Origin of the sequence: Novosphingobium flavum (genome assembly GCF_014230315.1) — a bacterium.
Classification (GTDB): Bacteria; Pseudomonadota; Alphaproteobacteria; order Sphingomonadales; family Sphingomonadaceae; genus Novosphingobium; species Novosphingobium flavum.
The window spans coordinates 60,661-85,046 of sequence record NZ_JACLAW010000013.1; the positions used below are offsets into that span (position 1 = coordinate 60,661).

The 24,386-nt window shown below is 67.6% G+C and carries 25 protein-coding genes; 13 read left to right on the plus strand and 12 right to left on the minus strand.

Annotated features, from left to right (window positions below; all coding sequences use genetic code 11):
* Positions 1 to 37: 37 nt before the first annotated feature.
* Positions 38 to 1,267 (plus strand): murein transglycosylase A, encoded by a 1,230-nt coding sequence (gene mltA / locus H7F51_RS15580; protein ID WP_246448639.1) that lies wholly within the window; start codon positions 38 to 40, stop codon positions 1,265 to 1,267.
* A complete protein-coding gene (locus H7F51_RS15585; RefSeq protein WP_185665240.1) occupies positions 1,264 to 1,839 on the plus strand; it encodes a Smr/MutS family protein in 576 nt (191 codons plus the stop codon). Before mltA ends, H7F51_RS15585 begins: the two co-directional genes overlap by 4 nt.
* A 163-nt stretch (positions 1,840 to 2,002) precedes the next feature.
* Here H7F51_RS15585 and ahpF read toward each other — a convergent pair whose 3' ends face one another.
* From ahpF to aroC, 3 genes are all read right to left on the minus strand, one after another.
* Positions 2,003 to 3,589, minus strand: coding sequence for an alkyl hydroperoxide reductase subunit F (ahpF, locus tag H7F51_RS15590; RefSeq protein WP_185665241.1), 1,587 nt, complete (start codon positions 3,587 to 3,589; stop codon positions 2,003 to 2,005).
* A gap of 119 nt (positions 3,590 to 3,708) precedes the next feature.
* Positions 3,709 to 4,272 (minus strand): alkyl hydroperoxide reductase subunit C, encoded by a 564-nt coding sequence (ahpC, locus tag H7F51_RS15595; RefSeq protein WP_185665242.1) that lies wholly within the window; start codon positions 4,270 to 4,272, stop codon positions 3,709 to 3,711.
* Between the two features lie 273 nt (positions 4,273 to 4,545).
* Complete coding sequence (aroC, locus tag H7F51_RS15600) at positions 4,546 to 5,613, minus strand: chorismate synthase (protein ID WP_185665243.1); 1,068 nt, start codon at positions 5,611 to 5,613, stop codon at positions 4,546 to 4,548.
* Positions 5,614 to 6,087: 474 nt separating this feature from the next.
* Between aroC and H7F51_RS15605 the strand changes: the two genes are divergently transcribed.
* Entirely contained in the window at positions 6,088 to 6,435 is a 348-nt protein-coding gene (locus H7F51_RS15605; protein ID WP_185665244.1) for a Spx/MgsR family RNA polymerase-binding regulatory protein, read from the plus strand.
* Here H7F51_RS15605 and H7F51_RS15610 read toward each other — a convergent pair.
* Both H7F51_RS15610 and ubiG read right to left on the minus strand, forming a co-directional pair.
* Positions 6,401 to 7,240, minus strand: coding sequence for a GDSL-type esterase/lipase family protein (locus tag H7F51_RS15610; protein WP_246448612.1), 840 nt, complete (start codon positions 7,238 to 7,240; stop codon positions 6,401 to 6,403). The genes H7F51_RS15605 and H7F51_RS15610 overlap by 35 nt on opposite strands.
* A complete protein-coding gene (ubiG, locus tag H7F51_RS15615) occupies positions 7,237 to 7,962 on the minus strand; it encodes a bifunctional 2-polyprenyl-6-hydroxyphenol methylase/3-demethylubiquinol 3-O-methyltransferase UbiG (RefSeq protein WP_185665245.1) in 726 nt (241 codons plus the stop codon). Before ubiG ends, H7F51_RS15610 begins: the two co-directional genes overlap by 4 nt.
* Positions 7,963 to 8,038: 76 nt before the next feature.
* On the opposite strand from ubiG, the gene H7F51_RS15620 reads away from it, so the two are divergent.
* A complete protein-coding gene (locus tag H7F51_RS15620; RefSeq protein ID WP_425491033.1) occupies positions 8,039 to 9,295 on the plus strand; it encodes an aspartate kinase in 1,257 nt (418 codons plus the stop codon).
* A 24-nt stretch (positions 9,296 to 9,319) separates the two neighbouring features.
* Here H7F51_RS15620 and H7F51_RS15625 read toward each other — a convergent pair whose 3' ends face one another.
* Positions 9,320 to 10,051: an SIMPL domain-containing protein gene (locus H7F51_RS15625; RefSeq protein ID WP_185665246.1), complete on the minus strand. Its 732-nt coding sequence runs from the start codon at positions 10,049 to 10,051 to the stop codon at positions 9,320 to 9,322.
* A 222-nt stretch (positions 10,052 to 10,273) separates the two neighbouring features.
* On the opposite strand from H7F51_RS15625, the gene H7F51_RS15630 reads away from it, so the two are divergent.
* Both H7F51_RS15630 and H7F51_RS15635 read left to right on the plus strand, forming a co-directional pair.
* Positions 10,274 to 10,441 (plus strand): hypothetical protein, encoded by a 168-nt coding sequence (locus H7F51_RS15630; RefSeq protein ID WP_185665247.1) that lies wholly within the window; start codon positions 10,274 to 10,276, stop codon positions 10,439 to 10,441.
* Between the two features lie 125 nt (positions 10,442 to 10,566).
* A complete protein-coding gene (locus H7F51_RS15635) occupies positions 10,567 to 10,734 on the plus strand; it encodes a hypothetical protein (RefSeq protein WP_221774178.1) in 168 nt (55 codons plus the stop codon).
* 29 nt (positions 10,735 to 10,763) lie between these two features.
* Here H7F51_RS15635 and H7F51_RS15640 read toward each other — a convergent pair whose 3' ends face one another.
* Positions 10,764 to 10,910, minus strand: a complete 147-nt coding sequence (locus H7F51_RS15640; protein WP_185665249.1) for a hypothetical protein — start codon at positions 10,908 to 10,910, stop codon at positions 10,764 to 10,766.
* A gap of 423 nt (positions 10,911 to 11,333) precedes the next feature.
* Between H7F51_RS15640 and H7F51_RS15645 the strand changes: the two genes are divergently transcribed.
* The gene (locus H7F51_RS15645; protein ID WP_185665315.1) at positions 11,334 to 12,314 is read left to right on the plus strand and encodes an NAD(P)H-dependent flavin oxidoreductase; all 981 of its coding nucleotides are present in this window, start codon (positions 11,334 to 11,336) and stop codon (positions 12,312 to 12,314) included.
* A 78-nt stretch (positions 12,315 to 12,392) separates the two neighbouring features.
* Here the strand turns inward: H7F51_RS15645 and H7F51_RS15650 are convergent, their stop codons facing one another.
* A complete protein-coding gene (locus H7F51_RS15650; protein WP_185665250.1) occupies positions 12,393 to 13,127 on the minus strand; it encodes an alpha/beta fold hydrolase in 735 nt (244 codons plus the stop codon).
* 73 nt (positions 13,128 to 13,200) lie between these two features.
* Between H7F51_RS15650 and H7F51_RS15655 the strand changes: the two genes are divergently transcribed.
* The 5 genes from H7F51_RS15655 to H7F51_RS15675 all read left to right on the plus strand — a co-directional run bounded on the left by H7F51_RS15655 (position 13,201) and on the right by H7F51_RS15675 (position 18,273).
* Positions 13,201 to 14,073, plus strand: coding sequence for a dienelactone hydrolase family protein (locus H7F51_RS15655; RefSeq protein ID WP_185665251.1), 873 nt, complete (start codon positions 13,201 to 13,203; stop codon positions 14,071 to 14,073).
* A 59-nt stretch (positions 14,074 to 14,132) separates the two neighbouring features.
* Entirely contained in the window at positions 14,133 to 15,107 is a 975-nt protein-coding gene (locus tag H7F51_RS15660; protein ID WP_185665252.1) for an SPFH domain-containing protein, read from the plus strand.
* Positions 15,104 to 15,541 carry an NfeD family protein gene (locus H7F51_RS15665; RefSeq protein ID WP_185665253.1) on the plus strand — a complete coding sequence of 146 codons (438 nt, stop codon included), beginning with the start codon at positions 15,104 to 15,106 and terminating at the stop codon, positions 15,539 to 15,541. Before H7F51_RS15660 ends, H7F51_RS15665 begins: the two co-directional genes overlap by 4 nt.
* Before the next feature lie 36 nt (positions 15,542 to 15,577).
* Positions 15,578 to 15,976: a peptide-methionine (R)-S-oxide reductase MsrB gene (gene msrB / locus H7F51_RS15670; protein ID WP_185665254.1), complete on the plus strand. Its 399-nt coding sequence runs from the start codon at positions 15,578 to 15,580 to the stop codon at positions 15,974 to 15,976.
* A gap of 119 nt (positions 15,977 to 16,095) precedes the next feature.
* A complete protein-coding gene (locus H7F51_RS15675; protein ID WP_185665255.1) occupies positions 16,096 to 18,273 on the plus strand; it encodes a transglycosylase domain-containing protein in 2,178 nt (725 codons plus the stop codon).
* Positions 18,274 to 18,336: 63 nt separating this feature from the next.
* Here H7F51_RS15675 and H7F51_RS15680 read toward each other — a convergent pair whose 3' ends face one another.
* The 4 genes from H7F51_RS15680 to hflK form a co-directional block, all read right to left on the minus strand.
* Entirely contained in the window at positions 18,337 to 19,347 is a 1,011-nt protein-coding gene (locus H7F51_RS15680; protein ID WP_185665256.1) for a sensor domain-containing diguanylate cyclase, read from the minus strand.
* A 170-nt stretch (positions 19,348 to 19,517) separates the two neighbouring features.
* Entirely contained in the window at positions 19,518 to 21,071 is a 1,554-nt protein-coding gene (locus H7F51_RS15685; RefSeq protein ID WP_343061311.1) for a Do family serine endopeptidase, read from the minus strand.
* Positions 21,072 to 21,229: 158 nt separating this feature from the next.
* Positions 21,230 to 22,090, minus strand: coding sequence for a protease modulator HflC (gene hflC, locus H7F51_RS15690; protein ID WP_185665258.1), 861 nt, complete (start codon positions 22,088 to 22,090; stop codon positions 21,230 to 21,232).
* Positions 22,091 to 23,299: a protease modulator HflK gene (gene hflK, locus H7F51_RS15695; RefSeq protein WP_246448613.1), complete on the minus strand. Its 1,209-nt coding sequence runs from the start codon at positions 23,297 to 23,299 to the stop codon at positions 22,091 to 22,093.
* Positions 23,300 to 23,404: 105 nt separating this feature from the next.
* Between hflK and H7F51_RS15700 the strand changes: the two genes are divergently transcribed.
* Positions 23,405 to 24,385 (plus strand): Mrp/NBP35 family ATP-binding protein, encoded by a 981-nt coding sequence (locus tag H7F51_RS15700; protein ID WP_185665259.1) that lies wholly within the window; start codon positions 23,405 to 23,407, stop codon positions 24,383 to 24,385.
* Position 24,386: the final 1 nt, after the last annotated feature.

The window sequence follows — 24,386 nt, forward strand, 5'->3', positions numbered from 1 at the left end:
TGGCGTTTTCCGGAAGCATGCCTTGCGCCTTGCGCCGATGGTGCTGGCCGCTGCGCTCTCGGCCTGTACCGTAATCCCCCACGCCCCGCCGCCGCCGGGTTACCCGGCCGGACCGGCGCCGCGCCCGGCGCCCACCCCGACGCCGACCACGCCGCCCGCCGCCGGCTCGGCCGTCTCGCTCGGTGTCCAGCCCGGCCCCGCGCCGCAGGGCCTCGCTTTTGCCGGCGCCCGGCCAGCGGCCGCGCTGCGTTCCTTCATCGAAAGCTGCAAAGTGCTGGTCACCCGCACCGACCAGAGCGGGCTGACCCGCCCGGCGGACTGGAAGCCGGCGTGCGATGCCGCGGCGAGCTGGCCTCCGGCCCGCGCGGCGGAGTTTTTCGCCAGCCAGTTCGAAAGCGCCCGGATCGGCGACGGCCGGACCTACGTCACCGGCTATTACGAGCCCGAGATCGCCGGCACCCGCGCGAAACAGCCCGGTTTCGCGGTCCCGGTCTATGCCATGCCGCCCGATCTCGTGCGCGGCTGGCCGTTTGAAACGCCGTTCGACCAGCGCGCCGGGCAGCCGCCGCTCGGCCGCTACGACGCTGGCGGCAAGTTCCTGCCCTATTACGACCGCGCCCAGATCGAAGACGGAGCCCTCGCCGGCAAGGGCCTCGAGATCGGCTGGGCCGCCGATCCAGTCGAGTTGTTCTTTCTCCAGATCCAGGGCTCGGGCCGCCTGATCGGGCCTGACGGCACCGTCGTCCGCATCGGCTATGCCGGGCAGAACGGCCTCCCCTATACCGGGATCGGCCAGGTCATGCGCGATCGCGGCCTGATCGGCACCGGGCCGGGGCAATATCCCGGCTCGATGCAGGGGATCATGGCCTACCTGCGCGAGCACCCGGACGACGGCAAGGCGCTGATGCGGATGAACCAGTCGTGGGTCTTCTTCCGCGAACTGACCGGCGATGGCCCGATCGGCGCGCTCGGCGTGCCGGTGCGCGGCCAGGTCAGCGTGGCCGCCGATCCCGCCTTCGTTCCCCTCGGCGCCCCGGTCTGGCTGGTGACGGACCGGGAGGAAACCAGCGGCTTGTGGGTCGCTCAGGATACCGGCGGGGCGATCAAGGGCGCCAACCGCTTCGATTCGTTCTGGGGCGCCGGGCCCACCGCGCGAACCATAGCCGGCGGCATGAGCGCGCGCGGCGATGCCTTGCTCCTGCTCCCCAAGGGCACGCTGGCGCGGCTGGCCTCGGCTGGTTCCGGCACCACCGCAGCCCGCAAATGAGCAGGCCCCCGCGCGGGCTCAGCCCCGAGGAAGCCGAACTGTGGGCGCGTCTGGCCGCGACGGTCAAACCGCTCCATCCGCGCCGCGCGGCGAAGCCCGCCGCCGCCGCGACCGAGCCCGCAGCTCCTCCGCCGCCCCCGCGCCCGCGCGTCAAGGGCCGTGTCCCGCCGCCGCTACCCCCGGCGCCGCCGCCGCCCGCGCCCGGCCGTCCGCTCGATCAGCACGGCCTCGATTCGAGCTGGGAACGCAAGCTCGCCCGTGCCGCCGTCGCGCCCGACTTCACCCTCGACCTCCACGGCCATACGCTCGACACGGCCCACGCCCGGCTCGATCAGGGCCTGACCCAGGCGGTAGCGATGGGCGCCCGCCTCGTCCTGCTGGTAACCGGAAAGCCGCGCCCCTCGGACGATTACGCCAGCCGGGGCGAACGCCGCGGGGCGATCCGCGCCAAGCTGCTCGACTGGCTTGCCGCCGGCCCCCACGCCAGCCGCATCGCGGCCGTGCGCGGCGCGCACCCGCGTCATGGCGGGGCAGGGGCGGTCTATATCGTGCTCAGGCGAAGCCGGGATTGAGGCCTGAGCGGGAAAGGAAAATGCAGGGGTTAATACCCCTGCACCCCATGACGTTTTCCGGCGCCAAGGCCGTGCGCAAGGCACCTCTCTCACTGCCTCGGCGTCGGTAGACGGTTTGGGGTCTGGGGCCCTCGGCCCCAGCTTTATCCCCTTGTCCTGACTATCAGGCCGCCTCCATCACCTCGTCCTCGGCGGGCAGGCGGATCAGGTAGTCGAAGGCGGAAAGGGCCGCCGTGGCGCCCGCGCCCATCGAGATGATGATCTGCTTGTAAGGCACGGTGGTCGCGTCGCCCGCCGCGAACACGCCGGGCGCGGTGGTCTCGCCGCGCGCGTCGATCTCGATCTCGCCGCGCAGGGTCAGGCCGACCGAGTCCTTCAGCCATTCGGTGTTCGGCACGAGCCCGATCTGGACGAAAATCCCTTCGAGCTCGACCCTGTGCACCGCGTCGGAGAGGCGGTCCTTGTAGGTCAGCCCGGTCACCTTGCTGCCATCGCCCAGCACTTCGGTGGTGAGCGCCGAAGTGATGATGTCAACATTGGGTAGCGAGCGCAGCTTGGCCTGGAGCACCGCGTCGGCGCGCAGATTCTGGTCGAACTCCACCAGGGTTACGTGAGCCACGATCCCCGCCAGGTCGATCGCCGCTTCGACGCCGGAATTGCCGCCGCCGATCACCGCCACGCGCTTGCCCTTGAACAGCGGGCCGTCGCAGTGCGGGCAATAGGCCACGCCCTTCGCCTTGTACTCGGCCTCGCCCGGCACGTTCATGTTCCGCCAGCGCGCGCCGGTGGAGAGGATCACGGTGCGGGCCTTGAGCGACGCGCCGTTGGCCAGCACCACTTCGTGGAAGCCGCCCTGCCGCGCCGCCGGGATCAGCTTTTCCGCGCGCTGCAGGTTCATCACGTCCACGTCGTATTCCTTGACGTGGGCTTCCAGGCTCGCCGCCAGCTTGGGCCCTTCGGTATAGGGCACCGAGATGAAGTTCTCGATCCCCATGGTGTCCACCACCTGCCCGCCGAAGCGCTCGGCCGCGATCCCGGTGCGGATGCCCTTGCGCGCCGTATAGATCGCCGCGGCGGCGCCAGCGGGCCCACCGCCGACGACTAGCACCTCGAATGGCTCCTTCTCGGCAATGGCGGCGGCGGCCCGCTCATCCGCGCCGGTATCGAGCTTGGCGACGATTTCCTCGACACTCATCTTGCCCGAACCCCACATCGCCCCGTCGAGGAAAGTCGCGGGCACGGCCATCACGCCGCGCTGGTCAACCTCGGCCTGGTAAGTACCGCCCTCGATCAGGGTGGCCGAGACGCGCGGATTGGTCAGCGCCATCAGGGTCAGGGCCTGCACCACGTCGGGGCAGTTGTGGCAGGTCAGCGAGAAATACATCTCGAAATCGTAGTCGCCGGGCAGGGCCTTGATCGCAGCGATCGTCTCGTCCGCCACCTTGGGCGGGTGGCCGCCGGCCCAGAGCAGGGCCAACACCAGCGAGGTGAATTCGTGACCCAGCGGCAGCCCGGCGAAGCGCACCTTCAACTCCGGAGAGGAGGCGCGGCGGATCTCGAAGCTGGGCTTGCGGGCGTCGTCGCCGTCGAACCGGGCCGAAACCTTGTCGGACAGGCCGGCGATGGTCTCCAGCAGCTTGCGGGTCTCGGCCGACTTGGCATCCTCGCCGAGCGAGGCGATCAGCTCGATCGGTTCGCGCAGCATGGCGAGGTATTGCGAGAGTTGCTGGGTGACGGATGCGTCGAGCATCGAAAAATTCCTTCGCGTTTCGGGTGTCTCGGGAAAGGTTGAACGGCCCGGGGTGGGGAGAGGGGGAGTGCCCCGGGCCGTCCGGTCGGACCCGTCAGGTCCGATCCGCTAAAGGCGGATCAGATCTTGCCGACGAGGTCGATCGAGGGAGCGAGGGTCTCGGCGCCTTCTTCCCACTTGGCCGGGCAGACCTGACCCGGGTGTTCCTGCCAGTACTTGGCGGCCTTGATCTTGCGGACCAGCTCCGCCGCGTTGCGGCCCACGCCCTCGGGGGTCACTTCGACCAGCTGCAGCACGCCGGCCGGATCGACCACGAAGGTGCCGCGGTCAGCCAGGCCCACGCCTTCGCGCAGGGTGTTGAAGTTGTTCGAGATCACGTGGTTCTGGTCGCCCAGCATGTGATACTTGATCTTGCTGATGGCCGGCGAGCTGTCGTGCCAGGCCTTGTGGCTGAAATGCGTGTCGGTCGACACGGCGTAGACTTCGACGCCCATCGCCTTCAGCTCGTCGTACTTGTCGGCAAGGTCTTCGAGTTCGGTCGGGCAGACGAAGGTGAAGTCAGCCGGGTAGAAGAAGAACACCGCCCACTTGCCGAGCACGTCCTTATCCGTGACCTCGACAAAAGCGCCGTCCTTGTACGACGTCGTCGCGAACGGCTTGAGCTGGCTGCCGATGATACCCATTATTAATCTCCAGTTGGTGGTGAAGCTTCAACCGGAGACCGAGATAGGGGAGGGGGCGGTGGTTCCTAAATTCGGAATCCCGATTAATCAGATTTGCCCTACCGATCAGTGGATATTGATCGTTTTTGCCGATTAAATGCGCGGCGTACCCATATAATGGGGGCCGTCCGCTTCTCGTCATTGCGAGGAGCGAAGCGACGAAGCAATCCAGAGCCGCAGCGCGCCGCCGCTCTGGATTGCTTCGCTAAGCTCGCAATGACGAAGGGTGAGGGCTTACCCGCACTGCCCCCGTTGCAGCAGCTTCTGGTCCGCCAGAACCAGCGCCATCATGGCTTCCACCACCGGAACCCCGCGAATGCCCACGCAGGGATCATGCCGCCCCTTGGTGCGGATTTCGCTCGCCTCGCCGCTGCGGGTGATGGTCTCTACCGGCGTCAGGATCGAACTGGTCGGCTTGAAGGCCACCCGCACGCGAACCGGCTGCCCGGTCGAGATGCCGCCGGCGATCCCGCCCGCGTGATTGGCAAGGAAGCTCGGCCCGTCATTTCCGGGCCGCATCGCGTCGGCGTTCTGCTCGCCGGTCAGCCGCGCGGCGGAAAAACCGTCGCCGATCTCCACGCCCTTGACCGCGTTGATGCTCATCATGGCCGAGGCCAGCTCGCTGTCGAGCTTGGCATAGAGCGGCGCGCCCCAGCCGGCCGGAACGCCAGTCGCCTCGCACTCCACCACCGCGCCGACCGAGCTTCCCGCCAGCCGCGCCTCGTCCACGATCTTCTCCCAGCGCTTGGCCGCTTCGGCGTCGGGGCAGAAGAACGGGTTCTCGCGGATCTGGGCGAAATCGAAATTGTCCTCGTCGATCGCGTCGCCGCCGATTTCGGAGACCCATGCGCGGATCGTCACTTCGGGGATGACGAGGCGCGCCACGCCGCCCGCCGCCACCCGCGCCGCCGTCTCGCGCGCCGAGGAGCGCCCGCCGCCGCGATAGTCACGAAAGCCGTACTTGGCGTCATAGGCATAGTCGGCATGGCCGGGCCGGTACGACACCGCGACCTCGGAATAGTCCTTCGAGCGCTGGTCGACATTCTCGATCATCAGCGAGATCGGCGTCCCCGTGGTCTTGCCCTCGAACACGCCCGAGAGGATGCGGACCTGGTCCGGCTCCTGCCGCTGGGTGGTGAATTTGGACTGCCCCGGCCGCCGCGCGTCGAGAAACGGCTGAAGGTCCGCCTCGCTGATCGCCAGCCCCGGCGGGCACCCGTCAACCACGGCGCCCAGCGCCGGCCCGTGGCTTTCGCCCCAGGTGGTGAAACGGAACAGGCGGCCAAAGGTGTTGAACGACATGGGACGCGCTTTAGTCTCAATAGGACGGAAATGTCCATTACCTCTCCCGCAGGCGGGAGGGGAGCGAGACTTGCCAAGCCGCCGGCTTGGTTAGTCGCAGTGGGGTGGGTATGGACCGGGCGCAACCATGGACGATACTATGTCCATCACCCTTTACGGTAACCAGCTGCTAGCAAGTTGCTGCGATCGTAGTGATGGAACATTGAAAGAGGGAGCATGAATCCTGCTTGGTTTGGATGCTTGGGTATGTGGCTGCTCGTCAGCGGCATCGGCTTGCTTTGGTATTTTTCGGAGGCAAGCCCGTCCTCTTTAGAATTTGTCCAAGGAGTCGTCCGTGATCCGGTGAACAGCGCCGTTTTGCTTTTCCCTTGGGCTTACGTGGCTGTCTCCCTCGCGTTAAGGGTTGCTCGCAAGAGCAAAAGGTGGTTCCGCATCGCTTTTTCGAGGCGGTGCAACGACCGTGTGGAGCATTGAGTGACCATTACCCTATACGGCATCCCCAATTGCGACACGGTGAAGAAGGCCCGCACCTGGCTCGACCAGAACGGCCTCGCCTACACCTTCCATGACTACAAGAAGCAGGGCGCCGACCCGGCCGGCATCGCCGGCTGGATCGCGGAAGCGGGCGCCGCGAAGATCATCAACAAGGCCGGAACGACCTACCGCAAGCTGACCGACGCGGAAAAGGCCGCGCTCGAAGGCCCCGGCGCTCCGGACGTGCTTGCGGCCAACGCCTCCGTGATCAAGCGCCCGGTGGTCGAATATCCCGGCGGCTTGCTCGTCGGCTTCAACGCCGAGGCTTGGACGGCGGCCCTGCTGTAGGCACCTTCAGCGCCTCGGCCAGCGCGGCCTCGGCCACCGGGTCCATCACCGCATAGCCCGCCGCATTGGGGTGGACCCCGTCGCTGCTCAGCCCCGGCTTCATTGAACCGTCGGGCGCGGCCAGCGCGGCGTAATAGTCGGCATAGACCAGCCTGCGTTCGGCGGCGAAGCCCTTGAGCCACCCATTCAACTCGGCAATCCGCGCCGCCGGCTGCATCCCGGGACGCCATGCGAAGCTCGCCGCAGGCGGGATCGAACCCAGCACGACCGCGATCCCGTTGGCCCGGGCAAGGTCGGCCATGGCCCGGATATTGTTGCGCCACGCCTCCACGCTGGTCGGCCCGGTATTGCCGGCAATGTCGTTGGTCCCGGCCATGATGTGGACCGCCTTGGGCTTCAGCGCCACGACGTCGGCCATGAAGCGCACCAGCATCTGCGGCGTGGTCTGCCCGCTGATCCCCCGGTCCAGACGTCCCGCGCGGAAGAAGGCGGGATCGCGCACCAGCCACAGCTCGCTGATCGAATCGCCCATGAACACCACGTCGGGCCGCGCGTTGACCGAGAGATTGGCGGCCTTGTAACGGCACAGCCACGGCCAGTCGTTCCCGGCTACCCAGCCGCGATAGGCCTTTTGCCAGCCATCGTCGGCCTTGGCGGAGGGCACCGGGCAGGGCGCGTCGCTCATCCCGGTCGGCGGCGCCACGAAAGGCGTCGCCGGGGCGGGAGGCGGGCTTTGCGGCGCCGGATTCTGGGCGAGGACAGGCGCCGAAACGAGAGCGGCGGCGAAAACGAGCGGTCGGATCAAGCGGCGGTCACCGTAACGATGTAGTTGAGCGAAAGGTCGTCCGAAAGGTGCAGGCCCTGCAGCGGAGACCAGGTGATGCCGCAGGGTTCGCCCATGGCAAGGCCGTGAACGGCCAGTTCCTCCCGCAGTTCCTCGGGCGTGATGAAATCGGCCCAGTGATGGGTGCCGCGCGGCACGGCGCCCAGCCGCTCGGCCGCCTCGACCAGCAGCAGGCGTGAGCGGGCGGTGCGGTTGGGGGTGGAGAGGATCATCAGCCCGCCCGGCGCAAGGCTGGCGGCCAGCGCGGCGATGAAGACGCCCTTGTCGGCCACGTGCTCGATCACTTCCATCGAGGTGACGAGATCGAATTGCCCCAGCCCGAGCGCGGCCAGGTCGCCGCAGCGATAGTCCACCGCCAGCCCCGCGCCCTGCGCGTGCGCCGCCGCCGCGGCGATGTTCTCCGCCGCCGCGTCCACCCCGGTCACCGCGGCGCCGAGCCGCGCGAGCGGCTCGCACAAGAGCCCCGCGCCGCAGCCCACATCGAGCGCGCGCTTGCCCGCCAGCGGCTTGAGATCGCGCGAATCGCCGTGCAGGTGCAGGTCGATCTGCTCGCGGATGAAGCCCAGCCGCACCGGGTTGAGCTTGTGCAGCATGGCCGAGGAACCGGCGGGGTTCCACCATTCGGCGGCCAGTTTGCCGAAGTGGGCGGCCTCTTCGGGGCGGATCGTAGTTGCATTAGGCATGACCCCATCCTAAGGCGCGCCCTTCGCGCGGCCAAGGGGTCGCAGGGTTGTTGTTGCGTCTTTCGGGGGAGTTCCAGTGGCGCGCATCGTGATGAAATTCGGCGGCACCTCCATGGCCGGGTCCGAGCGCATCCGCCGGGTGGCGAACATCGTCCGCCGCCAGCAGGAAGCCGGGCACGAAGTGGCCGTAGTCGTCTCCGCCATGTCGGGTGAGACCGACCGCCTGGTCGGCTTCTGCCGCGAGGCCCATGCCCTCTATGATCCGGCGGAATACGACGTGGTCGTGGCCAGCGGCGAACAGGTCACTTCGGGCCTGCTCGCGCTCACGCTCCAGTCGCTCGGCTGCAAGGCCCGCTCGTGGCTCGGCTGGCAGCTGCCGATCAAGACCGACGATGCCTATGCCAAGGCGCGGATCGAGGAGATCGATTCCGCAGCCCTGATCGCCTCGATGCAGGCGGGCGAGATCGCGGTGATCCCCGGCTTCCAGGGCCTGTCCCCGGAAAACCGGATCACCACGCTCGGGCGCGGCGGGTCGGATACTTCGGCGGTCGCCGTGGCGGCGGCGGTTCAAGCTGACCGGTGCGACATCTACACCGATGTGGACGGGGTCTACACCACCGATCCGCGCATCGTCGCCAAGGCGCGCAAGCTCAAGAACGTCACTTACGAGGAAATGCTCGAACTGGCCTCGGTCGGCTCGAAGGTGCTGCAGACCCGCTCGGTCAGCCTCGCCATGAAGGAGAAGGTGCGCGTCCAGGTGCTCTCGTCGTTCATCGACGACGATGCCCCGCTGGCCGACACGCTTCCCGGCACGATGATTGTCTCTGACGAAGAACTTGAAGGACTGGATATGGAACGCCAGCTGATCACCGGCATCGCCGCCGACAAGAACGAGGCCAAGATCACCCTGACCCGCATCGCCGACCGGCCGGGCGCGGTGGCGACGATCTTCGGGCCGCTGGCGGCCTCGAACATCAACGTTGACATGATCATCCAGAACGTGGCCAAGGACCAGGGCCAGACCGACGTGACCTTCACGGTCCCGGCCGCAGACCTGCTGCGCACCCAGTCGCTGCTCGAGGAGCGCAAGGACGAGATCGGCTTCTACCGCATGATCAGCGACGACAAGGTCGCCAAGATTTCGGTCGTCGGCGTCGGCATGCGCAGCCACGCGGGCGTCGCCGCCACCATGTTCAAGAGCCTCGCCGATCGCGGCATCAACATCCAGGCGATCTCGACCAGCGAGATCAAGGTTTCCGTCCTGATCGACGCCGACGAGACCGAACTGGCCGTGCGCGTCCTGCACACCGCCTACGGGCTCGACTCGGAATAAGCGCGACTCACGAACTGCTGCCCTTCAGGGCAGTAGTTCGTAGGTTACCGTCACCGACGCTTTCGTTTCGATCGGTGCGGGAGTGATTGGAACTTCGACGTGTTGTTCGATCTTAACGGACGGTGCCGCCTCCTGCCTGGGGGCAGGCGGCCTGAGTTCGTCCGATCGGTCGCCCGGTTCCAGTGTATCGCTCATGCTGATAATGCGGCCCAGACTTGAGCCCGTAGCGCGCGCAAGGGCTTCCGCCGAGCCGCGGGCGTCCTTCACTGCCTCTGCGATGGCAGCTCTGCGTGCAGATGCGTCGTCGCCGATCCGGAATGCCTTGACGCTTGGTTCGTAGCCCTTGAGGCGGCCGATCAGGCTTACCAGCGTTGCTGCATCCTTGACCGAACTGGTCTGGACCGTGACATCCATTGTCGCTACGTAGCCCAATATCGCGCAAGGTCCGGCGGACAGCATTTCCTTGCCGTAGTCCCGCTTGCAGTCCTCGCCCCGAACCGGCTGCAAGGCCAGTTCTCCATCGTGAAGCACCACAGGGGCGATCGCCGAAACTGCGTCGACAATAGACTTGCGATTGTCGTTGACGCTCCGGACCGCATCGTCGCTGGTCCGGGCTTCGCCGCGAAGGGAAAAGCCGATCGTCGCAGTGTCGGGCAGGGTTTCAACGGTGCCCGTACCATGCACGACTATCTGGGAGGTTCCGGGGGCTGGGGCAATCGCGTTGGCAAGAATGAACACGGGCGAAGCAAGACTCATCTGGAATTCCTATGCCAACTGGCTTTTGGCAACATTGGTTCAGCTTGCGCGGGATGGCAAGCAGGTGACTGCCCCATTTCTTCTGCTAACTCGTTTTATTTGACTGAATTTTTCTGTTATAAACAAGTGGATTAAATGGTTAAATTGCGGATAATACTGTCCGTGAACCCGGTGCAAACCAACCTTGGCGGCATAATGCAAGCATAGCCAAGGAGCTTTGAGATGATCCAGCTTTGCATCATGGCCATGGTTCTCGGTGCGGTCCTGCTGATCGCCCTGCCGTCGCGCCGCTATCGCCTTGTTCAACTCGCCTCGAAGGGGGTCGGCATGAGTGCCTTTGGCGTCGGCCTTGCTGGTCTGGTCTGGAATCTGGCTTCGCCCCTGGTCTGAAGCCCGCCGTTTTCCGCGCGTTCGCCAGGCAATTTCACGTTAACTGTCCCTCTCGACCGCGGATTAACCAGGGCTGGTCTAGTGGAATTGACGCTGATTTTCGTCCCACCGGAAAGAGACCTCCCATGATGACCAATTATCTTCTCACGATGTTCGTCGGTTTCGCCGTGCTGGTGATGTGGCCGGTTTCGCGTGACCGTTTCGTCCGCGCCTCGTCGCGCTCGCTCGCCGCCATCGTCTTTTCGATCGGGTTGGTCGGCTTCATGTCGAAGCTGCTGCTGCCGGTCGCCTGAACCGGCCTTGGTCCTGCACGCCGATCGCCCTAGGGCCGTCGGCGCCTGTGCCTCAGCCACCACCAGCAGCCTCCGCCCAGCACCGCGCAGGCGCTCGTCACCACGCCGCCCACCGTCGCCGCGCCGATCGCGATCGAGCTGAACAGGAACAGGACGACGTCGAGAGTGGCCTTCATTCCTGCGCTCGGACCCTGTTCGTGGCGGACTGAGCCTTCCGCATAGAGCGCCAACGTCCGCCGGGCGAGCCGTTTCCCAAGCCTTTGCCGAAAAAGCGTTTCGACATGGAAACCCCGCCCCGGAGAGGGTCCGGGACGGGGCTTCGCTTGCGACCCGCTGGCCGGGATGGGGGAGGTTCGGCCAGTCAGGGCTCGGGACAAGCGGCCCGATCCTCGGCCGCCGTCCATTGCTGTCGAGCAACCTTGTAGGCGGCAGCTTTTGTTCGGCTAAACCGGATAAAATCGATTCTGTGATCGAAAGGGGCGATTGTTAACCTCGCCCCTTTCGCCCGCGCCCGCCAGCGCCTATAGGCGCGGCCAACGAATTCGGCCCGAACCGGGCCCCGACGGGGAATCTGAGTGTACGACAAGACTAAGGCGCTGATGGCGCGCGGCGCGGCTTTTCTGGGCAGCGAGCACGCCATCCTGTGCGGCGCGATGAGCTGGGTTTCCGAGCGCAACCTCGTGGCCGCGATCAGCAATGCCGGCGGTTTCGGCGTGATCGCCTGCGGGGCGATGACCCCGGACCTGCTCGACAAGGAAATCGCCGCAACCAAGACGCTCACCGCCAAGCCTTTCGGCGTCAACCTGATCACCATGCACCCGGCGCTGTTCGACCTGATCGCGGTCTGCGCCAGCCACGGGGTCGGCCACGTCGTGCTCGCGGGCGGGATTCCGCCCAAGGGCTCGGTCGAGGCGATCAAGGAATTCGGCGCCAAGGTGCTGGTCTTCGCCCCCACTCTCGCCCTCGCCAGGAAGCTGCTCCGCTCCGGCGCCGATGCCCTGGTGATCGAGGGTTCGGAAGCCGGCGGCCACATCGGCCCGGTCTCGACCAGCGTGCTCGCCCAGGAATTCCTACCGGCCCTGGCCGAGGACCACCTCGTGTTCGTCGCGGGCGGGATCGGCCGGGGCGACATGGTCGCGGCCTATCTCGAAATGGGCGCGGCCGGAGTCCAGCTCGGCACCCGCTTCGCCTGCGCCAGCGAATCGATCGCACACGCCGATTTCAAGAAGGCCTTCTTCCGGGCCAATGCCCGCGATGCCGTGGCGAGCGTGCAGGTCGATCCGCGCTTGCCGGTGATCCCGGTCCGCGCGCTCAAGAACAAGGGCACCGAGGAATTCACCGCCAAGCAGCGCGAAGTCGCCCAGCTCCTCGATGACGGCAAGGTCGAGATGGGCGAGGCTCAGCTCAGGATCGAGCATTACTGGGCCGGGGCCCTGCGCCGCGCGGTGATTGACGGCGACGTCGAGAACGGCTCGCTGATGGCCGGCCAGTCGGTCGGCATGGTGACCAGCGAGGAGCCCGTCGCCACGATCATCGAAGGCCTGCTGGCCGAAAGCGAACAGGCCCTTTCGCGGCGCTGAGCGCATGGTCCGGGGCAGGCTGCGCCTGCCCCTTGCGCGGTGCCGCAAGCCTTCGACGGATGTCGAAGGCGCACCCCATCAAGGAATCGCCGAGATCAGCGCCGCCGCCAGTTCGTCCGGCCGGCTGAAGAACGGGCTGTGATCCGCCTCCAGCGTCACCACCCGCGCGCCCGGGCTCAGCGCCTGCTGGCGGCGCTGGTCGGCGATCGGGATCACCCGGTCCTCGGTGCATTCGACATAGGTGCGGGGCAGCTTGCCCCAGCGTTCGGGCGTGGTGAAGACCGGCGTGTCGCGCGGGGCATTGGGCTCGGCCAGCAACCGCGCGGCGGCGCTCTCCGTCACTTCCGGCGGCGAAAGCTGCGCGAAGACCGCGTGGGCCCCCTCCGGATCGACCACCGTGCCCGCCCCGCCCGGAGTAGGGCTGACGATCGCGGCAAAGGCAGCGTTGCGGGGCGACTGCGCCGCGAAATCGGCACGAGAGAGCCCCGAGGGCAGCATGTGCGCGCAGATATAGACCAGCGCGTCCATCGCCTCGGGATCGCGCTCTGCCGCGGCGGTGATCACGATCCCGCCCCGGCTGTGCCCGGCCAGCACCACCGGGCCCTGTCCCCGTTCCCTGGCCGCGCGGCAGCGCGCGACGATGAAATCGGTCCAGCCGTCGAGCGTCACCGCGCGCAGTTCCTCCTCGCTCCCGCCCATGCCCGGCAGGGTGGGGGCATCGACCGAATGGCCCGCCGCCGCCAGCCGCGCCGCCAGCAGGTCGAAGCTCCAGCCGCCGTGCCACGAGCCATGAACAAGAATGAATGTCGCCATCCACTTGTCCTAGCCAAGTAATCTTCGCCCGGCTAGCATGGCGAGGGAAGGGCGTTTGGGGAGATTGATTGAAATGTGCGATGAAAACACGCAGGCCGATATAGAACGGGGTGAAGCCGCACGCGGCCTGTCGCGCCGCGATTTCGGGCTGGTCGGCACGGCCGCCGCGGTAATGGCAACCTATGGCAGCGAAGCGCTGGCCGCCGGTCCTGCCCTCACCGAAGGCACGGTCATGATCCCGACGCAGGACGGCACCTGCGATGCCTTCTTCGTTCGCCCCGCCAAGGGGAAGCATCCCGGCGTGATCCTCTGGCCCGATATCGCGGGCCTGCGCGAAGCCAAGAAGGTCATGGCCCGCCGCCTCGCCGCGCAGGGCTATGCCGTGCTCGCGGTCAACCATTACTACCGCGGCGGCAAGGCGCCGTTCCTCAAGACCATTTCCGAATGGATGACGCCCGAGGGCAAGGCCAGGCTCGCACCGCTGATCGCCGGCGTCAGCCCGGAAACCAACATGCGCGATGCCAAGGCCTTCGTCGCCTGGCTCGACAAGCAGAAATCGGTCGACAGCAAGCGCGGGATCGGCGCGCAGGGCTATTGCATGACCGGCTCCTGGGCGATCCGCACGGCCGTCGCTGCTCCGGCGCGCGTCCTCGCGGTCGGCTCGTTCCACGGCGGCGGCGTGGCAACCGACAAGCCCGACAGCCCGAGCAAGATGATCGGGCAGACCAAGGCGCGCTACCTGATTGCCATCGCCAAGAACGACGATGCCCGCGATCCGGCGGCCAAGGACATCTTCAAGGCCGATGCCGCCGCTGCCGGCCGCCCGGCCGAGGTCGAGGTCTATCAGGGCGACCACGGCTGGACCGTGCCCGACAGCCCGACCTACAACCAGGCCGAGGCGGACCGCGCCTTCGCTCGCCTGCTGGCACTTTACGCAAAGCTTTGATCGTATCGCGGCGGGCGCCACCCGGTGTCCGCCGCCGCATTGGCCCAGGGGGTTAGGCTATGGAATCGGTTCTCTTCGTGCTGGCCGGTCTGGTGGTGATCTACATCGCCATGGGCGTCCGCGTGGTCCGTCAGGGCCATGTCTATACGATCGAGCGGCTGGGCAAGTTCACCCTCGCGGCCACGCCCGGCCTGCACATCATCGTGCCATTCGTCGATCGGGTGGGCCACAAGGTCAACATGATGGAGCAGGTGCTCGACATCCCGGGGCAGGAGATCATCACGCGTGACAACGCGATGGTCGGGGTCGATGCGATCGTCTTCTTCCAGGTGCTCGATGCGGGCAAGGCCGCATACGAGGTGTCGAACCTCTATGTCGCGATCATGCAGCTCACCACCACCAACCTGCGCACGGTGATGGGCTCGATGGACCTCGACGAGACCCTGTCGAAGCGTGACGAGATCAACGCCAAGCTGCTGGTCGTGATCGACCATGCCACGGCGCCGTGGGGGGTGAAGATCACCCGGATCGAGATCAAGGACATCCGTCCCCCGGCCGACATTTCCAACGCCATGGCCCGCCAGATGAAGGCCGAGCGCGAGAAGCGCGCCCAGATCCTCGAGGCCGAGGGCCTGCGCGCCGCCGAGATCCTGCGCGCCGAGGGCGAGAAGCAGGCCGCGATCCTTTCGGCCGAAGGGCGCAAGGAAGCCGCCTTCCGCGATGCCGAGGCGCGCGAGCGCTCGGCCATGGCCGAGGCCGAGGCGACCCGCGTGGTCTCGGATGCGATCGCCGGTTCCGGCAGCCAGGCGCTCAACTACTTCATCGCCCAGAAATACACCGAGGCCGTCGGCAAGTTCGCAACCTCGCCCAATGCCAAGACCATCCTGTTCCCGGTCGAGGCGACCCAGCTGATCGGCACGCTCGGCGGGATCGCCGAACTCGCGCGCGGTGCGCTCGGGCCGGGGCAGGGCGGTGACGGAGCGGCGCCGCGCAGCCCCCGTTCCACCGTGCCCCCGGCAGGCGGCGCGCGATGAACGGGGTCGATCCGCACTGGGTCTGGCTCGGGCTCGGCCTCGCTCTCGCCGCCGCGGAAATCGCCGTTCCGGGCTTCTTCCTGATCTGGCTCGCCGGCGCGGCCCTGCTCACCGGCGTCGCCACCTGGGTCCTGCCGATCGGGTTCGGCCCGCAGGTCGTGCTTTTCGCCATGCTGGCCATGGCGCTCATCCTCATTGCCCGGCGCATCGTCGCCAAGGGGGCGGTGACTTCGGCCGATCCGCTGATGAACGATCGCGGCGGGCGGCTGGTCGGCGAGGTGGTCGAGGTCACCCAGGCCATCGTCGCGGGCATGGGCCGGGTCCGGCAGGGTGACGGCGAATGGCTGGTGCGCGGCCCTGATGCCCCGGTCGGCGCGCGGATGAAGGTGGTGGGGCATGACGGCGCCGTGCTGGTTGTCGAACCGGCGGGCTGACCCCACATGGAGGCCGATTCCAAGGAGACGGCGCCGATGACCGACAAGCTCACCCTGACCGAGACCGAATGGCGCGAGCGCCTGACGCCCGAACAGTATCACGTCCTGCGCGAGGCGGGGACCGAGCGCGCCTTCACCGGCAAGTACGAGGGCAACAAGGCCCCCGGCATGTACTATTGCGCCGGCTGCGGGGCGCCGCTGTTCTCGTCCGAGACCAAGTACAATTCGGGCTCCGGTTGGCCGAGCTATACCGCTCCGGTCGAGCCAGACGCGGTCGACGAACATAGTGATGCCTCCCACGGCATGGTCCGCACCGAAGTGCGCTGCGCCGCCTGCGAGGGCCATCTCGGCCACGTCTTCCCCGATGGTCCGGGGCCTGAGGGGCTGCGCTATTGCATCAATTCCGCCTCGCTCGCCTTCGAGCCGAAGGAATAAAACGGCCACCCGCGCGGACCGGGGCGCTTTTGTTGTTAACCCCCGGTTCGGCTTGCCCTATGCATGGCGCCGACACGAGCGGCGCCGACTTCGGCCCGCAAGGGGACGAAGTCTAAATAATGGCCCGATCCGCCATCCGGCGCTCTCTTTCTGACACACCGCCGCCAAGCCCGCCGCCGCCTCCGCCGCGCGGGCCGAAGAAGTCGCCCAAGGGTTCGGGCGGCGGCGGCGGAATTCGCCGCTTCTTCCGCCGGATCTTCATCTGGGGCCTGGCCCTGGCCGTCGCCGGCGTGGTCGCGCTTGGCGTCGCGGTCTTCGTGGCCGCCCAGTCGCTGCCCTCCTACCAGTCGATGAAGTCACAGGCGCAGGGCCAGATGATCGTCGTGCGCGCGCGCGACGGACAGGAACTGGTCTCGCTCGGGCCGAGCTACGGCCGCTGGATTCCCGTCGCCCAGATCCCGGCGGTGATGAAGGACGCGATGATCTCGGTCGAGGACCGGCGCTACTACGATCACTTCGGGGTCGATCCGGTCGGCATCCTGCGCTCGCTGTTCGTGCGCGTGGAAAGCGGCTCGTGGCGGCAGGGCGGCTCGACCATCACCCAGCAGCTCGCCCGCAACATCTTCCTCAACAACAACCGCACCTTCGCCCGCAAGGCCCGCGAGGCGATCCTCGCCATCGCGCTCGAATCGCGCTTCTCGAAGAACCAGATCCTCGAACTTTACCTCAACAAGGTCTATTTCGGCGGCGGCGCCTACGGGATCGACGCGGCCAGCCGCAAGTTCTTCGGCCACCCCGGCGAACAGCTGACCCTGCCCGAGGCGGCGATCATCGCGGGGCTGGTCAAGGCGCCCAGCCGCTATTCGCCCACGGCCGACCAGAAGGCCGCCGTCAGCCGCGCCAAGGTCGTCCTCGCCACGATGGAAGATGCCGGCGCGATCGGCGCGAGCGAAGCCGCCGCCGCCGATTTCGACGCGGTGAAGTTCGCTGCGGAAAAGGGCCAGAACTCGGTCCGCTACTTCACCGACTGGGCGCTGCCCCAGCTCGACCTGCTGGTGCCCGAAAACAACGAGCCGATCGAGGTCTGGACCACGCTCGACGTCGGCATGCAGCGCGCCGCGACCGATTCCGTGGCCAAGAACGCCCCGGCAGGCGCCCAGGGCGCGCTGGTCTCGATGGACCGCGACGGCGCGATCCTCGCCATGGTCGGCGGCACCGATTATGTGACCAGCAACTACAACCGCGCGGTCAACGCCGTGCGCCAGCCCGGCTCGGCGTGGAAGTTGTTCGTCTACCTCTCCGCGCTCGAAGCCGGCTACAAGCCCGACGATGCCGTGGTCGACGAGCCGGTCACGATCGACGGCTGGAGCCCGCACAACGATGGCGGCCGCTATGCCGGCCAGATCGACGTGCGCACCGCCTTCGCCTATTCCAAGAACACCGTCGCCGCCCAGCTCGGCAACGAGGTCGGGTTCGGCACTGTCGCCGGCATGGCGCGCCGCTTCGGCATCACCACCCCGATCAACACGCTCCCCTCGATGGTCCTCGGCAGCTCCGAGGTCCGCGTGATCGACATGACCCGCGCCTTCGCCGCCGTCGCCGCCAAGGGCACCTCGATCGAGCCCTACGGCATCACCAAGGTCGCCACGACCGACGGCCGCGTGCTTTATGAGCACAAGTCCGTCACCGGCCAGCAACTGGTGCCGGACTATGTCGCCGCCGGGATCACCGACCTCCTGCAGACCGCGGTCAACATCGGCACCGGCCGCGCCGCCCAGATCGGCCGCCCCGTCGCGGGCAAGACCGGCACCACCTCGTCGAGCAAGGACGGCTGGTTCGTCGGCTTCTCCAGCGGGATCACCACCGGCGTGTGGATGGGCCGCGACGATGCCAAGCCCATTCCCGGCCTTCACGGCGGCACGGCCCCGGCGCGCGCCTTCGCCCAGTACATGAAGATCGCCACGGCCCGCCGCCCGGTCGAACAGTTCGAGACCCAGCTCAAGATGCCCGAGTATCAGGTCGAGCCCGACGACGAGGCGAACTTCGGCCAGAACCCGGAAGACTATTACTACGTCGACGAGCAGGGCAACCTGATCGATCCCAACCGCCGCAACCAGGGCAATGCCGACCCGCGCCCCGAGGACGGCGGCCAGCCGCCCGCCGAAGATGGCGGCCCTCCGGCGGCGGCGGGCGACGATTTCCTCAACCAGGCCACCGGGCGCCAACAGCCGCGCAGCGGGCAGGGCGCGGTCGCCCCGGCTCCGCCCCCGGTCCGGGTCAGTCCGCGCGCGCCGTAAGGCAGATCGGGAAGGGTGGCAGCCCGGCGCCTCGGCGCCGGGATTGTGCGCTCCCGGCCAGCTTCAGGCCGAAAGCCGCACTTGCGAGGGCGCACCGCCCAGCACGCAGCGATTGCGCCCGCCGCGCTTGGCTGCATAGAGCGGGCCATCGGCGGCGGCGAGCCAGTCTTCCGGGGTGGCGATGCGCGGGGTCAGCGCGGCCACGCCGAAGCTGGCGGTGATCTTCAGCCAGATGCCGCCCGTCAGTTCGATCGGGTGCTCGGCCACCGCCGCGCGAAACCGCTCGGCTGCGGCCAGCGCGCTGTCGGCCCCGGTTTCGGGCAGCAACAGGGCGAACTCCTCGCCGCCCAGCCGTCCGAGCACGTCGCTCGGCCGCTTGAGCATGGTCAGCAGGCCCGCCAGTTCGCGCAGCACCTGATCGCCGGCGGGATGGCCGTGCGTGTCGTTGACCGACTTGAAGTGATCGACGTCGAGCATGATCAGGCTGGCGGGATGGCCATAGCGCCCCGTCCGGCCGATCTCCTGCGCCGCCTTGTCCATGAAGCCCCGGCGGCTCAGCGCCCCGGTCAGCGGATCGCGCTGGGCGATCTGGCGCAGCTCCAGTTCCTTGACCACGATCCGCGCAAGATTGGCGAGGATCGCGATCTCGCCCTCGGAATAGTCGCGCGGCTTGGTATCCACGGCGCAAAGCGCGCCGATGTTGTAGCCGTCGGCCGTCTCCAGCGGCACCCCGGCATAGGAACGCACATTGGCCTCGCCGGTGACGAAGGGATTGGCCATGAACCGCGCGTCGGCGGTCGCATCGGGCACGACCATCGGCACCCGCTGGCCAATCGTGTGCGTGCAGAACGAAACGTCGCGCGCCGTCTCGGCCGCGGCGATGCCGCTGCGCGCCTTGAACCACTGGCGATGCTCGTCGATCAGCGAGACGGCGGCCATCGGCACGCCAAGCACCGAGCGGACCAGCGCGACCACGTCCTCGAAAGGCTGCTCCGGCGCGGTATCGAGCACAGCCATGCGCTTCACCGCGGCGAGTCGGGCCGGTTCGTCGTGCAAGGTGCTGTTGTGATACATCCGCGGCCCGCCGTGCAATCGGTTGCTGTCGTTCGGATGCAACAACCCTTCAAGCCGGACTATTTAGCCGATTGGTGGTTAACGATCCGCTAAGATCCGGGCGCGATCGGCCGCGAAAAAGGCCCGCCACCTCGCGGCAGCGGGCCTCAATTAGCGCCATTTCGGCAGGATCAGCGGATGCGGACCGGCAGGAAGGTCACCGGCTGGCCGCGGCGCTGCACGCGCAGCAGAACCGCCGGGCGGCTCTGCGACTTGGCGGCCTTCACCACGGCTTCCAGTTGGGCAATCGTCGTGACGGGAGCGCTGTTGGCGGTCAGCACGATGTCGCCGCGCTGCAGGCCCTTTTGGCCGGCGTCCGACGAGGCGTCGACGGCGGTGATCACCACGCCCTGGGTCGCTTCCGGCGCGCCGAGCTGGCGGGCGATCTGCGGCGTCACCGGAATCGCGGAGAAGCCGAGCGACTGTTCGACCACGCCCTCGCCCTGGCGCTGCGGGCGCTGGTTGTAGGGGTTGTCCTGCTGGTTCTGCTGCTGCGGATCGAAGGTCTGCTGCGCCAGTTCCTCCTCGGTCGGGCGCTTGGCCACGATCGCCGTCACGGTCAGGCGCTGGCCGTTGCGGATGAGGTCGAGCGGGATGCGCTTGCCCACCGGCGTATTGGCCACGATGAACGACAGGGTCTGATCGGGGGTGACTTCCTTGCCGTCCACCCGCAGCACCACGTCGCCGGCCTGGAGGCCCGCCTTGGCCGCCGCGCCGCCCGGCTCGACCGCCTGGATGAATTCGCCGCGATTGTGCGGGATGCCCAGCGAATCCGCGAGGTCCTCGTTCATGCCCTGGATGCGCACGCCAAGGTAGCCGCGCTCGATCGCCAGCCCGTTCTTGAGCTTCTCGACGATCGGGGCCGCGATCTCGGCCGGAATGGCGAAACCGATGCCGACCGAGCCGCCGGTGGGCGAATAGATCGCGTTGTTGATCCCGATCACCGAGCCGCGCATGTCGAACATCGGGCCGCCCGAGTTGCCGCGGTTGATCGCGGCGTCGGTCTGGAGATAGCGGTCATAGGCCGAGCCGGTGCCGGTGGCGCGGTAGACCGCCGAGATGATCCCGGCCGTCACGGTGCCGCCAAGCCCGAAGGGCTGGCCGATCGCGATCACCCAGTCGCCCACTCGCGCGTTGCGGCTGTCGCCGAAGCGCACGAAGGGCATGGCCTTGGGCGCGGTGATCTTGAGCACGGCAAGGTCCGAGGCCGCGTCGCGGCCGACCAGCTTGGCCGGGTATTCGGTGCCGTCGGTGGTCTTGACGGTGATCGATTCCACCTCGCCCTGGCCGTCGGCGGTGATCACGTGATTGTTGGTCACGATATAGCCGTCGGCCGAGATGATGAAGCCCGATCCGAGCGACTGCGCCTCGCGGGTCTGCGGGGCGGCATTGCCGCCCTGGGCGCCCTGGTCACCGCCGAACAGGTCGGCGAAGGGCGTGCCCGCGAAGGGGTTGTCCTGCGCCGCGACCCGCACCTTCTGCCGGGTCGAGATGTTGACCACGGCCGGGGTGAGCTGGGCGGTGAGGTCTGCAAAGCTGGCCGGCGCGCCGGCGCGCGGCACGACCTGCTGGATCTGCTGGGCATCGTTCTGGGCCACCTGGGCCCCGGCGGGAAGGCCGGTGACCAGCGAGATCGCCGCGCCGCCGAGCAGCAGCGCCGAAGTCACTCCATAAGCGTATCGCACGGGCTTCACGTCCTTTGTCATCCTTCGTATCAAGCGTTCCGGTGGCTGAACCTTGCAAAAGGTTTCACGCTGTCCGGCATGAACGCAAATTGAATGGCAAGGTTCACGCTCTGAGCCTTGCGGAATTGTAATTTATTGTCCCGGTCCGCCCTTCATCACTACTGGCCGAACTTGCCCTTGAACTGGCGCAGGTAATCCATGTCGGGCGAAAGCAGGATCGTGCTCTGGCCGGTGCTCTTGGGGTTTGAGAAGGTGGTGTCGTAGCTCTGCATCGAGCGGTAGAAATCGTAGAATGCCGGGTCCTTGTTGAAGGCCTCGGCATAGATCCTCGCGGCATTGGCCTCGGCCGTGGCGCGGATGATCTGGGCGGTCTTCTGGCCTTGGGCGACGATCGTGGTCGCTTCCTGCTCGCGCGCCGCCGCCATCCGGGCAAAGGCCGATTCCAGCGGGGTGCCCTCGGGCAGGTCGGCGCGCTTGATCCGCACGTCAATCACCTGGGCGCCATATTCCCGCGCCTCGCGGTCAAGCCCGTCGCGGATGTTCTTCATCGCCTGGCCGCGTTCGGCGGTCAGCAGCGAGCCAAACGAGCGCTTGCCCAGTTCCTGGCGCAAGACCGAGGAGAGGATCGGCTGGAGCTGTTCGCTTACCCGCTCGGTCGTCCCGGCAGATCGCACCATGCGCACCGGGTCGATGATCCGGTAGCGCGCATAGGCGTCGACCTCGATCCGCTGCTGGTCGGTCGAGAGCACCTGCTGGCGGTCCATGTCGACCGAGAGCACGCGCTTGTCGATCCGCACCAGCCGTTCGGCAAAGGGGATGCGGAAGACGAGGCCTGCCCCGGTGCTGCCGAAATCGGTATTGGGGCGATAGCGGTTGATCACCCGCACCGGCTCACCGATCCGCACCACCACGGCCTGCTCGGTCTCGGGCACCACGGTCACGCTGGAGAGCAGCGCCACCACGGCCACGGCCGCGGCGATCACCACCGGCTTGTTGTCCTGCCACAGCGAGGTCAGCATTTACTGGCCCTCCCCGTCGGTCTTGTTCCGCTTCACTTCCGGCAGCGGCAGGTAGGAGGTCACGCCGGGCGCGGCCACGATCACCTTCTGGTTGTTGGACAGCACGCGTTCCATCGTCTCGTAATACATCCGGCGGCGGGTCACCTCGGGGGCGAGCTTGTACTGCTCATAAACCTTGTCGAAAGCGGTGGCATCGCCCTGCGCGCGGGCGGTTACCTGCTGGGCCCAGGCCTGGGCGTTGGACTGCTCGCGCTGGGCGTCCTGCTGCGCGGCGGTCACCTTCTGGAAGGCGTCGATCACCTTGTTCGGCGGATCGGCCTTCTTGATCTCCACGCCCTGGATCAGCACGCCCGAGCGATAGGTGTCGAGCACGGCCTGCATCCGGCTGCGCACGTTCTGCTCGATCAGGGCGCGGCCGGTGCCGCCCATGGCCTCGGTCAGCGGCACTTCGGCGATCGAGGCGCGCATGGCCGCCTCGGCCACTTCCTTCACCGTATTGTCCGGGTCGGCCAGCTGGAAAGCATAGAGCTTGAGGTCCTTGATGTTCCAGCGGACCAGATAGGAAATGTCGACCAGGTTCTGGTCGCTGGTCAGCATCAGCTTTTCGGCCTCGCCCTCGGGGATCGTGTCGCGCTTGATCGAGGTCACGTCCTCGATCCGCACGTTTTCCAGCGGCCAGGGAAGGGTGAACGAGACACCCGGCGTGATCGTGCGCGAATATTTGCCGAGCGTGGTGACGATGCCCTGTTCCTTCGGCCCGATCATGTGAGTCGTGCTGGCCAGGACCCAGATCACCGCCAGCCCGCCCGCGATCAGCGGAAACCACGAGCGCCCGTCGGGCCGCTGCGGCATCCGGGGGAAGGGGCCATTGCCGCCCCCGCCGCCGCCGGGGCGAGCCCGGAACAGGTTGTCGAAACCGGGCATGCCGCGCGGGGCGTCCGGCCCCGAGCCGCCCCGGCCCGAACCACCCGGGCCCGAACCGCCCGGCCGCGGGCCAAGGCCCCCGGCACCGGGCAGCCACGGATTGCGCGGGCCGCGCGCGGGCTCGGACGGCTCCGGCTTGTCGCCGCCGTCGTCGGGTGCATCGTTTCCGGTGCCGTCCCCTTCCGGCGGCGTGGGTGAGCCCCCCCAGGGGCTGCGTCCGCCGGTCCCGTTCTCCCCGCTCATGGCCAGCCAGCCACGGGCGATTGCATCACTGATACGCTTCATGGCGGTCGTTATAGGAACTGCCGCGCACAAAAACAGTGCCCACGCGCGCATTTTCCTTCGCCGCGTTCCTTGCTAGGGCGCAGGCGCATCCCATCCGGAGACACCATGACCGATCCCCTGCCTGCGCCCCTTGCCGATCTGCTGCCCGAAGCGGTGCGCAAACGGCTGTCGAGCGGCCGGCTTAGCGACGGCGTGGCAACGCTGGTGCTCGATGCCTCGGGCCTCGACGCGGCCGGGCGCGAAGGCCTCGAAGGCGCGGTGCGCACCGCGCTCGCCGGGGCCGCCGACGTCTCCGAAGTCCGCGTCGCCATGACGGCGGACCGCGCGGTGCCGCGCGCCCGCCGGATCATCGCGGTCGGCTCGGGCAAGGGCGGGGTCGGCAAGTCCACCCTCTCGGCCAACCTCGCCATCGGCCTCTTGCGCCTCGGCCTCAAGGTCGGGCTGGTCGATGCCGACATCTACGGCCCCTCCCAGCCGCGCCTCCTCGCCAACGAGGGGAAAAAGCCCGAGGCGCACGACAGCAAGCTGTTCCCCGTGCCAAGCCCCTGGGGCGTGCCGGTTCTCTCGATGGGCCACCTCGTCGAACCCGGCCGGGCGATCGCCTGGCGCGGCCCGATGGCCTCGGGCGCGCTCGGCCAGCTGGTCGATGCCGAATGGGGCGATGTCGACGTCCTCGTCCTCGACCTTCCGCCCGGCACCGGCGACGTCCAGCTGACCATGGTCCAGAAGCACAAGCCGGTCGGCGTGGTGATCGTCTCTACCCCGCAGGATCTCGCCCTGATCGACGCCACGCGCGCGATGAATTTCTTCGAGCAGGCCCACGTTCCCGTGATCGGCATGGTCGAGAACATGTCTGGCTACGTCTGCCCCCATTGCGGCGAATCGAGCGATCCCTTCGGCCACGGCGGGGCAGAGGCCGTCGCCCATGCCGAAGAGGTGCCCTTCCTCGGCCATATCCCGCTCGATCTCTCGATCCGGCAGGACAGCGACGCCGGCAAGCCCCCCGCCGCCACTGACAGCCCGCAAGGCAAGGCCTTCCTCGCCATCGCCCGCAAGGTCGCCGCCTGGCTGGAGCAGACCGCCTGAA